At 61.8% G+C, this 13,179-nt stretch carries 12 protein-coding genes and 1 pseudogene; 8 read left to right on the plus strand and 5 right to left on the minus strand.

Features of this window, described 5'->3' with window-relative positions; all coding sequences use genetic code 11:
- Window positions 1-101 precede the first annotated feature (101 nt).
- Together ACLTXB_RS03840 and ACLTXB_RS03845 are read left to right on the plus strand one after the other, a co-directional pair.
- Complete coding sequence (locus ACLTXB_RS03840; RefSeq protein WP_412260599.1) at window positions 102-350, plus strand: helix-turn-helix domain-containing protein; 249 nt, start codon at window positions 102-104, stop codon at window positions 348-350.
- A 127-nt stretch (window positions 351-477) separates the two neighbouring features.
- Window positions 478-1,527 carry an IS30 family transposase gene (locus ACLTXB_RS03845; protein ID WP_412260601.1) on the plus strand — a complete coding sequence of 350 codons (1,050 nt, stop codon included), beginning with the start codon at window positions 478-480 and terminating at the stop codon, window positions 1,525-1,527.
- A 283-nt stretch (window positions 1,528-1,810) separates the two neighbouring features.
- Here the strand turns inward: ACLTXB_RS03845 and ACLTXB_RS03850 are convergent, their stop codons facing one another.
- From ACLTXB_RS03850 to ACLTXB_RS03870, 5 genes are all read right to left on the minus strand, one after another.
- Window positions 1,811-4,474 (minus strand): ABC transporter permease, encoded by a 2,664-nt coding sequence (locus tag ACLTXB_RS03850; RefSeq protein WP_412260604.1) that lies wholly within the window; start codon window positions 4,472-4,474, stop codon window positions 1,811-1,813.
- A gap of 5 nt (window positions 4,475-4,479) precedes the next feature.
- The gene (locus ACLTXB_RS03855; RefSeq protein ID WP_021749279.1) at window positions 4,480-5,151 is read right to left on the minus strand and encodes an ABC transporter ATP-binding protein; all 672 of its coding nucleotides are present in this window, start codon (window positions 5,149-5,151) and stop codon (window positions 4,480-4,482) included.
- A gap of 134 nt (window positions 5,152-5,285) precedes the next feature.
- Window positions 5,286-6,209: a sensor histidine kinase gene (locus tag ACLTXB_RS03860; protein WP_412260607.1), complete on the minus strand. Its 924-nt coding sequence runs from the start codon at window positions 6,207-6,209 to the stop codon at window positions 5,286-5,288.
- Between the two features lies 1 nt (window position 6,210).
- Window positions 6,211-6,888 (minus strand): response regulator transcription factor, encoded by a 678-nt coding sequence (locus tag ACLTXB_RS03865; RefSeq protein ID WP_025544799.1) that lies wholly within the window; start codon window positions 6,886-6,888, stop codon window positions 6,211-6,213.
- Between the two features lie 120 nt (window positions 6,889-7,008).
- Window positions 7,009-7,521, minus strand: a complete 513-nt coding sequence (locus ACLTXB_RS03870; protein WP_021749276.1) for a ferritin — start codon at window positions 7,519-7,521, stop codon at window positions 7,009-7,011.
- Between the two features lie 286 nt (window positions 7,522-7,807).
- Here ACLTXB_RS03870 and ACLTXB_RS03875 point away from each other — a divergent pair, with 286 nt between their 5' ends.
- The 6 genes and pseudogenes from ACLTXB_RS03875 to ACLTXB_RS03900 form a co-directional block, all read left to right on the plus strand.
- On the plus strand, window positions 7,808-9,151 hold the full coding sequence (locus ACLTXB_RS03875; protein WP_021749274.1) for a TrkH family potassium uptake protein: 1,344 nt from the start codon (window positions 7,808-7,810) through the stop codon (window positions 9,149-9,151).
- Between the two features lie 29 nt (window positions 9,152-9,180).
- A complete protein-coding gene (locus ACLTXB_RS03880; RefSeq protein WP_021749273.1) occupies window positions 9,181-9,828 on the plus strand; it encodes a potassium channel family protein in 648 nt (215 codons plus the stop codon).
- A gap of 129 nt (window positions 9,829-9,957) precedes the next feature.
- A complete protein-coding gene (gene vanR / locus ACLTXB_RS03885) occupies window positions 9,958-10,653 on the plus strand; it encodes a VanR-ABDEGLN family response regulator transcription factor (protein WP_267288258.1) in 696 nt (231 codons plus the stop codon).
- A complete protein-coding gene (locus tag ACLTXB_RS03890; RefSeq protein ID WP_317334298.1) occupies window positions 10,646-11,776 on the plus strand; it encodes a sensor histidine kinase in 1,131 nt (376 codons plus the stop codon). The genes vanR and ACLTXB_RS03890 overlap by 8 nt, the downstream gene beginning before the upstream one ends.
- A gap of 114 nt (window positions 11,777-11,890) precedes the next feature.
- On the plus strand, window positions 11,891-12,937 hold the full coding sequence (vanG, locus tag ACLTXB_RS03895; protein WP_287553854.1) for a D-alanine--D-serine ligase VanG: 1,047 nt from the start codon (window positions 11,891-11,893) through the stop codon (window positions 12,935-12,937).
- Window positions 12,934-13,179 (plus strand): annotated as a pseudogene (locus tag ACLTXB_RS03900) (D-alanyl-D-alanine carboxypeptidase family protein); the annotation flags it as partial. The gene vanG and the pseudogene ACLTXB_RS03900, both read left to right, overlap by 4 nt.

The raw sequence follows: 13,179 nt of genomic DNA on the forward strand, positions 1-13,179 counted from the left end.
CCGTTGAATTTTTTGGATTCTGACCTTTAACACAATTATCAATGGGGCGCGTGTTAAAGTCAAGAAAAATGCGAAACTTTAACACACGGAGGGAAACACTGATGAAGATTTATGACTACAAGGGGCGGAAGAATCTTTGCGGAAACCGCGTAAAAGAGGCACGCGCCCGGCTGAAAATCACACAAGAGGACCTTGCCGCACGGTTGCAGGTGGAGGGAATCACGATGGAGCGGGACAGCGTGAGCAGAATAGAAATCGGAACGCGGTTCGTGACTGATTATGAACTTGTCGTTCTCGCAAGGGTCCTGAACGTGTCTTTGGAATGGCTTACAGAGCAGGACGAAAAATAATTACTTGCGTGAGTATGAAGCGCATGTTATAATATCCCACAGCGGCGGAGGAAACCCCGCAGGAACAAGGGAGAACAAAAGGACCCGCCCGGCTGGGGCGGGTCCTTTGCTTTACGGAGGGTATCGCATGGGACACGTATTCAGTCACCTGTCAAAGATGGACCGATATAAAATCGAAGCGTTGCTGAACAAGGGGATTTCAAAGCAGGAAATCGCGGACGAATTACATGTGCATGTAAGCACGATTTACCGGGAGATCAAGCGCGCCCGCTGGCAGTATTTGGACGGTGATACATGGATTACAGAAGATCGCTATAACCCGGACGGGGCGGAAAAGCGATACCGCGAAAACCTCGCCGCAAAAGGCGCGCCGCTGAAAATTGGGAAAGACTTTGAACTTGCGGAATACATAGAACAAAAGATTATCGAGGAAGATCGTTCGCCCGCCGCGGCCCTTGCCGAAATCAAGTTGGAGGGACGGACGTTCAAAACCTCGATTTGCGTAAGCACGCTTTACAGTTACATTACAAAGGGCGTTTTCCTGTCCCTTACCAATAACAATTTGCCGGAGAAATCGAAGCGGAAGCGGGAGTACAAGAAAGTTGAAAAGACCGGAAAGCGTGCGTCGTATGGGAAAAATATTGAAAAACGCCCGGACGAAGTGGACCAGAGAAGCACTTTCGGACATTGGGAGGGCGACACGGTTTACAGTAAAAAAGACGGGTCAAAAGCCCTGTTTGTGCTGACAGAGCGTTTGACCCGATGGGAAATCATTACAAGAATTAAAGACCGGACGGCGGCAAGCGTTGTAAAGGCAATGGACCGCATAGAACGGAAATTCGGCGCGGACCTTTTCGCAAAGGCATTCAAGACAATCACATTCGACAACGGGGGCGAGTTCTCCGACGTGAAGCGGCTGGAACGGTCCGCGGTGCGAAAGGGAAAGCAGAGGACAGCGGCTTACTACTGTCACCCGTATTCATCGTATGAACGCGGGTCAAATGAGTGCCAGAACAAAATGATTCGCCGGAAGTTTCCGAAAGGAACTGATTTCGGAAAAGTGTCCACGGCGGAGATCGAGGCGGCGGAAGCGTGGATGAACAATTATCCGCGTGAAATATTGGGATGGAAAACGGCTGAAATCTGCTTCCGGGAGCAGATCGCCGCCCTCGCCTGATGTCCTAAAAATAAATTTTTATATTTTTTTCGCATTTACTATTGACATTTCCGCTAAGTTTTTTGCATGTTCGTAGCCCAGACGGCCCAGGCCGACAGAGCCGATTTTAACAGATTCCATATAGCACCTTCTCTCTGGGGTTTTCAATTTTACAGTATAGTCTAATCCCCCCAAAAATACAAGCGGGACCTGCCTTGAAAGCTGGATACTGCCAAAGAACTTGAACAGCGGCACGGCTCTTGAGAGCCGTGCCGCTGTTTTGCGGGAAAGTGGTCCCTGGGGATCAGTCCACCTCCCGCAGCCGTTCCACGATGGTGGCCTTGGAGACGGAGCGGTACACCGCCAGGGGAACCAGGACGCCCAGCAGGGCGAACACCGGGGCCACGATCAGGAACGGGGTCAGCGTCAGGCGGTAGGTGAAGAACCAGAACATGCTCCCCACCGCCTTGAAGGCCACCGGGCCGAAAATCAGGGTCAGCACCAGGGAGATCCCCGCCGCCCCCAGGGCATAGAGCAGCCCTTCATACACCAGCATGGTCTTGAGCTGCTTGCCGGTCATGCCGATGGACTGGAGCACGGCGAACTCCCGCTTGCGGGCGATGATGCCGGTGAGGATGGCGTTGAAGAAGTTCAGCACGCCCACCAGCCCCACGATGAAACTGAGGGCCCCGCCGCACAGCTGGAACATGGAGCGCATCCCCTCGAACTCCGATGCGTAGAGCGCCTTGCTCTCATAGTCGAACTGGGGATTCACGTTCTCCGTGTAGTCTGCCAGGAACTTCTCCATGGCGCCGTTGGCCTCGTCGGTGGTATCAAAGGCGTAGTACATCACGCTGTCTGTGCCGCTGTCCTGCATGAAGGTCTGGTCATTCAGGATGAACTCGTCCGCGCCGTAGTAGCGGTAGCTGAGAGAGATGGGCACGGCAACCAGGGCGGCTACTTCGTATTCCACATCCCGGTATTTCACCGGCTGCGCCACATAGTTGGCACTGGCGGGCACGTCCTCCGGGCTGGCGTAGGCGATGCCGGTGTCCGGATCTACATACTCCGTCTCCTCCACGTACCGGACGGTGACGATGTCCCCCAGCCGGGCCCAGTGGGAGTCCATCTCCGGATTGCCGTAATCATCATCGCTGTACACAGCGGCCACATACCGCCCGCCGTCCTCATAGAGCTTGGACAGGTCTCCCTCCAGTACCGTCAGGTGGTCCAATGCAAAATCGCTCATGCCGGAGAGCTGGATCCGGTCGGCCAGCAGGCCCTCTTCGTTCCGCCCGGTCAGGCGGATCAGATTGTCCATCTGCTCCTGAGTATAGAAGTGCTCCTTGTTCTGCCGGAACCAGTCCTCGGTAACGTACTCCAGGGCACCGAACGTCTTGCCGTAGATCACGCCGCCGTCGGTAATGCCGCCCTGGGCATTGATCTCGTCAATGACGGACTGAGGGATGCCCATATCCGTGTTGAAGATGTCCCCGCCGGTCTGGAACTGGCCGGCGTCCGCCACGATGAAGTCGCTGGATGCGAAATGAGACACGTACTTGTCCATGTCGAAGCCGTTGGTGAAGTTCACCGTCACTGTCAGCAGTACCACCGCCAGAGACAGGGACGTGACGGTGACGGCGGTCTTGCCCCGGCTGCGGCCCAGGTTGGCCCAGGCCATGGACAGCAGGGACACGCCCCTGCGGCCTTTTTTCGTCTTGCGCTTGATGCCGCCGCCTTCGGTGTAGCGCACCGCCTCGATGGGAGAGACCTTGCCGGCGATGCGGCCGGGCTTCCGGCAGGAGAGCAGCACCGTCACCAGAGAGAACAGCGCCGCGCCGATGAAGATCACCGGGCTCGCGGAGGTCATGGGCACCACGCCGTTCAGCTGTGACACAATGGCCGGCGTCAGCTGGCCGCCGATCAACCAACCCAGCACCAGCCCCAGGGGGATGCCCGCCAGGGACAACGTCAGCGCCTGCTGGCGGATGATCCGCCGCAGCTGCCGGGGCGTGGTGCCGATGGTCTTCAGCAGGCCATAGAACCGGATATCGTTGGTGACGGAGATCTGGAACACGTTGTAGATGATGAGATAGCCGGTGAAGATGATGAGCAGCAGCATGGCGGCCACAGCAATCACCACAGAGGGGTCCAGATTGTCGCTGAGCTGGGCGCCGGTATAGCCCCAGTTGACGCCGGTGTGGATATAATCCGGCGCTCCGGCGCTCTGATCCTGATAGCCGTGACTTTCCAGAATTTGAGCGATATCGTTCGCAATGTGGCGGGAACCGCTTTTCAGCATCACATCCAGGTTTAAGGAACCGGTCATGCCATCCTCTCCGGGCGGGACGGTTCCCACCTCGTCCAGAATGGCGTCCGCCCGGCTCTCCGGAATCAGGATGTGGTTGGCCACAATTGCCTCGTCATACTCCCACCAGCCGCAGAGGGTAAAGGTCTGGGTGGTGGTATGGCCGTCCACGTCAAAGGAGATGGTGAACCTGGCGCCGATCTCCGGCTCCACCCCCAACAGCTCCAGCACGTGGGTGTCGGTAGCGGCCTCGTCGGTGCCCTCCTGGGGCAGACGGCCCTCCACCGGGTCGCAGTACATCCAGTGGGCTTCATTGGCGTCGGCGTAGCTGACCTCCACGTGGGATTTGTTGAACGGCACCTCCGTGGGCATTCCGATAAACCGCCGCATTCCCCACTGGTCGATGAGGGGGTCATCCTTCAGATCGTTAAACTGTTCCTCCGTCAGGTACTTGAAGCCGCCGTGGGAGAAGCCGCCCACCTGACGGAAGTTGGACTGCTGGAACCCGTCGTTGATGGACATGGCGATGGTGAAGAGGGACGTGAACAGCACCGTGGTCAGGGCGATGGCGAGAACGGCGATGAGGTTGCGGGTCCTGGCCGCCTTCATGGACCGCCAGCCCAGACGGCGGATGGTCTTGCCGTTGGATACCTTCATCATGGCGCTCACCCCCGCACCACGATCCGCCCGTCCTCGATGCGGATGATCCGGTCCGCCATCTGGGCCAGCTCCTCGTTGTGGGTGATCATGACGATGGTCTGGCTGAACTTCTGGGCAGTGACCTTCAGAAGTCCCATCACGTCCAGGCTGGTGGCGGAGTCCAGGTTGCCGGTGGGCTCATCCGCCAGGATGATGGCGGGCTTGGCCGCCAGAGCCCGGGCGATGGCCACCCGCTGCTGCTGGCCGCCGGAGAGGTTGTTGGGCAGGTTTTGGAGCTTTGCCTCCAGCCCCAGCGTCTCAATGATCCGTTCCACATAGGCTTTGTCCGGCGCGTTGCCGTCCAGCTGGATGGGCAGGACGATGTTCTCATACACGTTCAGCACCGGCACCAGGTTGTAGTTCTGGAACACAAAGCCGATCTTCCGCCGCCGGAAGATGGTCAGTTCCTCATCGCGCATGGCAGAGAGTTCTTTGCCGTCCACCGTGACGGTGCCGCCGGTGGGGCGGTCCAGCCCGCCCAGCATGTGGAGCAGGGTGGACTTGCCGGAGCCGGAGGTGCCCACCACCGCCACGAATTCGCCCTTTTCCACGGTCAGATCGACCCCGTCCAGGGCCCGGACCTCCGTATCGCCGGAGCCATATACCTTCCGCAGATCCTTTGTTTCCAAGATCGTCATTGTTCATTCCTCCAAGGAAAAGTCTGTATTGCCTTTCGACAATACAGACTGTACCAAAGAAATCTTTCCACATTCTTTCTGAAATCTAACAGTTCTGAAAGATTTGGGATATTCAGGCCGGAACGCGCCGCCTTCTACGTCCTCTCCTCCGCCCTCGGCAGGAACAGGGAGAAGGTGCTCCCCTCCCCGGGGCGGCTGCTGACCTTCAGGTATCCGCCCTGACCGGCGGCGATCTGGCGGGCCAGATACAAGCCGATTCCCACGCCCTCCGCCTCGCTGGCGGAGGGGGAGCGGTAGAACCGCTGGAAGATCCTGGCCTGCTCGGACTCCGGGATGCCGGGGCCGGTGTCCGCCACGTCTACGCGGCAGAACAGCTCATACCCCACGGCCCGGAGAGTGACGGCGCCGCCTGCCGGGGTGTATTTCACCGCGTTGTCCACCAGATTATACAGGGCCTCCGCCGTCCACTTGGGGTCGAACCGGGCGGTCAGGTCCGTGGGCTCTACCGTCAGGGTGATCGCTTTGGCCTCCGCTCCGGGAGCGGCCTGGGCCGAGGCGGCATCCAACAGCTGTTGGATGCCATGACGCTTGGGCGTCATGGCAAGGACGCCGCTCTCCAGCCGGGAGGTTTTGACCAGCGCGTCGATGAGGAACCGCAGCTTCTCCGCCTGATGCTCCAGAGCGGAGGCATACTCCCGGCTCTCCGGCGGCAGGTCCTGCTCCCCCAGCAGCTGGGCATACAGCAGGAGGTTGGCGATGGGAGTCTTGGTCTGGTGGGAGATGTCCCCGATCAGGGTCTTGATGGAGTCCTTCTCCTCCGCCAGATTTTTGGCCGATACGGCGGATGCGGAGAGATAGTGGGCCATCCGGGTCTCCAGGGCGGAGAGGCGGCTCTCGTCATAGAGGGACTCCCGGAACTCGCCCCGGATGGCGTCATCCAGCATCTTGCCCAGAGTGTCCAGCATCCGGCGGGTCCGCAGGCGGGTCCAGACGGCGAATCCTGCCGCTGCCAGCAGGGCCGGAACCGCCAGGGCCAGCAGGGTGTATTCCACTGTCATGTCAGTTCACCGCCCATGTGTAGCCCAGGCCGTACACGGTCTTGATATAGCGGGGCTTGGACGGCATGTCTTCCAGCTTGTCCCGCAGCCGCTTCACTGTGACGGAGAGGGCGTTTTCGTCCACATACTCCGCCCCGTCCGTCCAGATCCGGTCCACCAGGGCGGCCCGGGTAAGGGTTTGGCCCCGGTGCTCCACCAGCAGCCGCAGCAGCTTCTGTTCCGTCTTGCTGAGCTCCACCGGAACGCCGTTCCGGGAGAACTCCATCCGGCCGAAATCGAAGGTGAAGCCGTCCAGCTGCACCCGTTCCGCCTGGGGGGCGGCGGTCCGGCGCAGCTGAGTATTCACCCTGGCCCGCAGCACCGCCAGAGAGAAGGGCTTGGTGATATAGTCATCCGCCCCCAGCTCCAGACCTGCCACGATGTCTGTCTCCAGGTCATTGGCAGTCAACAGGATTACGGGAACCTCACTCTCCCGCCGGAGGGCACGGAGGAGGTCCAGTCCATTGCCGTCAGGCAGGTTGATGTCCAGGATCAGCAGGTCGAAGCTCCGGCGGGAGAGCAGCTCCCCGGCATCCGCCAGGGACCGGCAGAGCTGGGGGCGGAGCTCCGGCGCCTGGAGGGCCAGGCGGATACCCTCGCCCAGAGTCGGGTCATCCTCCACGATCAGCAGGTCTTTCATCGGGGAACCTCCTTGGGATCAAACTGCGCCCAGTATACCACGGGCGGCCGCCGCCGTCCAGAGCGGGCAGAAGAAACGCACGGCGGACAGACCGCCGTGCGTGGGTCGCGGGATCGCGGGTCACAGGGTCAGGGAGGGGGCGGCATAGGTCCGGGCCGCCAGTTCCTGGTCCAGCATATAGAGCCCCTTGGGGTCCGAGCCGAACAGCTCCATCTTCTTGATGAGATCGGTGGCGTTGGTCTCCTCCTCACCCTGCTCCTTCACGAACCAGTCCAAAAACTGCATGGTGCGGAAATCCCTGGCCTCGTACGCGGCTTCATAGATGGCGTGGATCAGGGAGGTGACATACTGCTCGTGGGCGAGACCGGCCTTCAGGGGGTCCATGTTGGCTTTCAGCTCCGCATCCGGTTTGGCGACGGCCTCCAGCGTTACGGGCACGTCGTTGTTCTGGAGATACTGGAGCATCAGCATGGCGTGGTCCCGCTCCTCCTGGGCCTGGACCTTGTACCAGTTGGCAAAACCGGCAAGGCCCTGCTCCACATAGAAATTGGAGAACTGGAGATACAGATACGCAGAGTAGAATTCCTTGTTCACCTGATCGTTCAACAGCTGGGATACTTTTTCGTTCAGCATTGTATGCGCTTCCTTTCTGCAGCGGACGAAACGTCCTTGTTTGTTCTATCTAACCATTATATCACGGACTGCAGAAAATGCAACGGCAGCCGGGAAAAAAGCGGTGGACGGGCGGGAGGCACTGTGCTACAATGGGCATGCTGCAAAGTCCCTTTTTGGGAAAACTTTAACGGGAACCAAACGGCAGGGGCCGCCTTTTTACAGACCGGCGGGCCCATCCGTGTTATCATGGTCCTGCTGTCCACGGGCGGCTTCTGATAAAACGGAAAGAGGGATCGCTGTGTTCATGCGCAGAAAAAACCACATGGCGCCGGCGCGGATCATCCTGATCGGCTTTGCGCTGCTGATTTTGGCGGGAGCACTACTGCTGACCCTGCCCATCTCCACCCGGGACGGGCAGGGCGCCGCCTTTTTCGACGCGCTGTTCACCGCCACCTCCGCCACCTGCGTGACAGGACTGGTGGTCCAGGACACGGCGCTGTACTGGTCCGGCTTCGGCCAGGCGGTGATCCTCATGCTGATTCAGATTGGCGGCATGGGTGTGGTGACTGCGGCGGCGGCCATCTCCATGCTGGCCGGGCGGCGGATCGGGCTGAAGGAGCGGTGGGTGATGCAGGAGTCCATCTCCGCACCCCAGGTGGGGGGCATCGTTCGCCGGACCCGCTTCATTCTGGCGGTGACGCTGGTCCTGGAGGGGACGGGGACGTTGCTGCTGGCTCTGCGGTTCTGCCCGGAGATGGGGCTGTTCCGGGGACTCTGGTACGCGGTGTTTCATGCGGTGTCCTCCTTCTGCAACGCCGGGTTCGACCTGATGGGGGCGGCGGGCACGCCCTTCGTCTCCCTGACCGGCTATGCGGGGGACCCACTGGTGAATTTCACCGTGATGGGGCTGATTGTCCTGGGCGGCATCGGATTCCTCACCTGGGGAGACGTGCGGGAGCACAAGTGGCACCTGCGGGCCTACTGCCTTCAGAGCAAGCTGGTGCTGGCGGTGACTGCGGCACTGATCCTGCTGCCGGCGCTGTTCTTCCTGCTCTATGAGCTCCGGCTGCCCCAGTGGCAGACGCTGACCCTGGGGGAGAAGGTCCAGGGGGCGCTGTTTCAGGCGGTCACCCCCCGGACCGCGGGGTACAACACCCTGGACCTCTCCCAGCTGAGCGAGCCCTCCCGGCTGCTGATTACGCTGCTGATGCTGGTGGGTGGCTCCCCCGGCTCCACAGCCGGCGGATTCAAGGTCACCACTCTGGCGGTATTTGTGCTGGCGGCCCGGGCGGTGTTCCGCCGGCGGGCGGATCTCCAGTGCTTCGGCCGCCGCCTCCCCACGGAGACACTGCGCAGCGCCGCCGCAGTCCTTATGATGTATCTGGGGCTGTTTCTGCTGGGCGGTATGGCCATCTGCTGCGTGGAGGACATCTCCCTGGAGGCGGCGCTGTTTGAAACCGCCTCCGCCCTCGGGACCGTGGGGCTGACGCTGGGGGTGACCCCGGGATTGGGCGGCGTCTCCCGGTTGATTCTGATCTTTTTGATGTACTTTGGCCGCGTGGGCGGCCTGACGCTGATCTACGCCGTCCTGCCGGACAGCGGCGCCGCCCCGGCGCAGCTGCCCCAGGAGCGGGTCACTGTGGGCTGAGCGGTACGCTTGAGAAAGGACGTGTGAGGATGAAATCGGTACTGCTGATCGGATTGGGCCGCTTCGGGCGGCACATGGCCGCCAAGCTTCAGGAGCTGCACCACGAGGTGCTGGCGGTGGACAAAAACGAGGAGCGGGTCAACGACGCGCTGGACCTGGTGACCCACGCGCAGATCGGGGACAGCACCAGCGAGGCGTTCATCGCCTCCCTGGGGGTGCGGAACTTTGACCTGTGCGTGGTGGCTATTGGTGACGACTTCCAGAGCTCTTTGGAGACCACGGCCCTGCTGAAGGAGCAGGGGGCGCGCTTCGTCCTGTCCAGGGCGGCACGGGATGTCCACGCCAAATTTCTGCTGCGCAACGGCGCGGATGACGTGGTTTATCCGGAGCGGGAGACCGCCAGCTGGGCGGCAGTGCGGTACAGCTCCGACCACATCTTCGACTACATCCAGCTGACACCGGACCACGCCATTTATGAAACGGCCGTGCCGCCGGCCTGGGTGGGCAAGACTATCGGCCAGCTGGGGGTGCGCCAGCGGCACAATATCAACATTCTGGCGGCCAAACGGGGGGAGGAGCTCATTCCCATTCCAGGCGGCGACTACTGCTTCCGGGAGGGGGAGACGATGCTGGTTCTGGGCGCGGACCGGGATGTACAGAAGTTCCTGCACTTTTGACGCAGCTGGGCGGAGCCGTCTGTTGGCGGCTCTGCCTTTTTCACGCCGGGACGGAAAAGGCCGGTTTGCATTCCCTGTCGGGTCTGGTATAATGGATGTATCACGCAAGAAAAGAGCGGAGGCGAAGGCATGGCGGAGATCCTGGTGGTGGATGACGAAGCGGCGATTGCGGATCTGGTGGAGGTCTGCCTGAAAAATGAGGGCTACACAGTGTACAAGTGCGGCAGCGGGGAGACGGCGCTGACCTGCGTGGCGCGGCAGCATTTGGACCTGGCCATTCTGGACGTGATGCTCCCGGACCTGGACGGCTTTACCCTGTGCCAGAAGATCCGGGAGGAACACCTCTTTCCCATCCTCATGCTCACCGCCCGGGTGGAGGACATGGACAAGATCATGGGCCTGACCCTGGGGGCGGACGACTACATTACCAAGCCCTTTAATCCGCTGGAGCTGGTGGCCCGGGTGAAGACCCAGCTGCGGCGCTATACCCGGTACAACACCGGCGAGGCGGCGGAACCCAGGGAGACCGCGGAGCATGACTTCCGGGGGCTGCAGATCTCCAGGACCACGCATAAGTGCGTTCTCTTCGGCGAGGAGCTGGCGCTGACGCCGCTGGAGTTTGCCATTCTCTGGTATCTCTGCGAGCACCGGGGACAGGTGGTGCCCAGTGAGGAGCTGTTTGAGGCGGTGTGGGGCGAGAAGTACATGGACAGCAACAACACGGTCATGAGCCACATCGCCCGCCTGCGGGAGAAGATGCACGAGCCAAGCCGGAAGCCGAAGTTCATCAAGACGGTCTGGGGGGTGGGGTATACCATTGAATAAGAGAAGAGAACGGCCCCCGCTGTCGGACCGGGGCCGCCGCCGGGCCCTGCGGACCTGGGGATTCTATCTGCTGGCACTGACGGCCTGGGTGACGGTGGTGCTGGCGGCGGTCTTCCTGGGGTATCTGGTATGCAGCGCCTTTACGTGGTATGCGTGGGATCCGCTCTACCAGTTCCTCAACTGGGTACGGGATTACATCGTCTTTGTGTGTATGCTGGTCATCCTGCTGGGCTGGGTGGCTATCAGCTATTCCTTCATTGCCCGCCCCATGCGGCTGGTGGACACGCTGGCCGCGGCGGCAGAGCAGCTGGCCCAGCCGGGAGAGGAGCCCATTGAGCTGCCGGAGCCCATGGAGGACCTGGAGGGGCAGCTGAACGCCGTCCGGGAACGGGCCCTGCGGGACGCCCGGGCTGCCCGGGAGGCAGAGCAGCGGAAAAACGATCTGGTGGTCTATCTGGCCCATGATTTGAAGACGCCGCTCACCAGCGTCATCGGCTACCTTACGCTGCTACGGGACGAGCCGCAGCTCTCCCCGGAGCTGCGGAGCCGGTATACCGGCATCGCCCTGGAGAAGGCGGAGCGGCTGGAGGACCTCATCAATGAGTTCTTTGACATCACCCGCTTCAGCCTGACCCATCTGGAGCTGGAGAAGCAGCCTACGGACCTGACCCGGATGCTGGAGCAGGTGGCCAGTGAGTTTGCCCCCCAGTTCGCGGAAAAGGACCTGCGGTGTGAACTGGAGCTGCCGCCCCGTCTGGCATACGACTGCGACCCGGACAAGCTGGCCCGGGTGTTCGATAACCTGCTGCGCAACGCCTTCCATTACAGCTTCCCGGGGTCCACAGTCCGGATCATCGGACAGCAGGAGGCGGATACCGTGGTCCTGACGTTTACCAACGAGGGGCGGACCATTCCGGCGGAGAAGCTGGAGCGCATCTTCGACCAGTTCTTCCGGCTGGACAGCTCCCGCGCCACCCGCACGGGCGGCGCGGGCCTTGGCTTGGCCATAGCCAAGGAAATCATTGCCCTCCACGGCGGGACGATCCGGGCTGCCAGCGCGGACAACCGGATCACCTTTACCGTCCGCCTGCCCCTGCAGGGGGCCGCCGCAAGAAATTCGTAAGATTTCCGCAGGAAAATCACAGGAGGTTTGCAGGAACGTCCACAGATCTGCGGGAAGCGAATCTGATACGATCTTTCCATCAGGAAAGGCGCTGGGCGCCGGAAAGGACATGAGATGGAAAGATTGCGGATATTGGTGCTGTTCGGCGGATGCTCTTCAGAGCATGAGGTGTCGCTGCAGTCCGCCCACGGCGTGCTGACGCACATGGACCCGGAGCGGTACTGCCCCATCCCGGTAGGGATCACCCGGGAGGGGGCGTGGTATGTTTACACAGGGCCGCTGGATGCCATTCCCGGTGGAAGATGGCAGCGGGAGGCGGCGTGCGTGCCCTGCACTCTGCGGCTGGACCGGGGGAACCGGGCCCTGGTGCTGTTGGACGGCTCCGGCCGGGAAGTGGCTTTTGACTTGGCCTTCCCGGTCCTCCACGGCAGGAACGGTGAGGACGGCACGGTTCAGGGGGCGCTGGAATTGGCCGGTGTGCCCCTGATAGGCTGTGGGACGCTGTCCAGCGCCCTGTGTATGGACAAGGACCGAGCCCACAAGCTGGCGGCCCTGGCGGGAGTACGGGTGCCCCGGAGCCGTCTGTTCCCGGAGGACTGTGCCTTTGAGGAGCTCCGGACGGCAGCCGAAACACTGGGCTGGCCGCTGTTTGTCAAGCCGGTGCGGGCGGGTTCTTCCTTCGGCGTGAGCCGGGTGGAGGAGCCGGCACAGCTGGCTCCGGCGGTGGAGGCGGCCTTCCGCCACGACGGCGAGATTTTGCTGGAGGAGGCCATTCCCGGCTTTGAGGTGGGCTGTGCGGTGCTGGGGAACCGGGAGCTCACCGTCGGGGCGGTGGATGAGGTGGAGCTGTCCCGGGGCTTCTTCAACTATACGGAGAAATACACCCTCCAGACATCGGCCATCCACTGCCCCGCCCGGATCGCCCCGCAAAAGGCAGCGGAGATCCGGGAGACGGCGAAGGTCCTCTACCGGGCACTGGGCTGCCGGGGATTTGCCAGGGTGGACCTGTTCCTCACCCCCTGGGGGGAGATTGTGTTCAACGAGGTGAACACGATCCCGGGCTTCACGCCCCACAGCCGCTATCCTGCCATGATGCGTGCCGCCGGCATCCCCTTCCGGGAGCTGGTGAGCCGCCTGATCCAGCTGGGGGCCGAGCTATGAGGGCGGCGCGGTACAGCCGGCGGCAGATGCGCTCCGGGCCGCTGGTGCTGGTGAACCGTCAGCATCCCCTGGCGGAGGAGCCGCGGCAGCTGCTGACAGCAGCGGACGAGCGGTATCCCAATATCCTGCTGGAGCGGCAGGCCGCCCGGCTGCTGGCCGCCTGCATCCAGGCAGCAGGCGGGGCGCGGGAGATCGTGCCGGTCTCCGGCTGGCGCAGTCAGGCGGAGCAGCAGGCCATTTGG

This window comes from Flintibacter sp. (assembly GCF_046973065.1).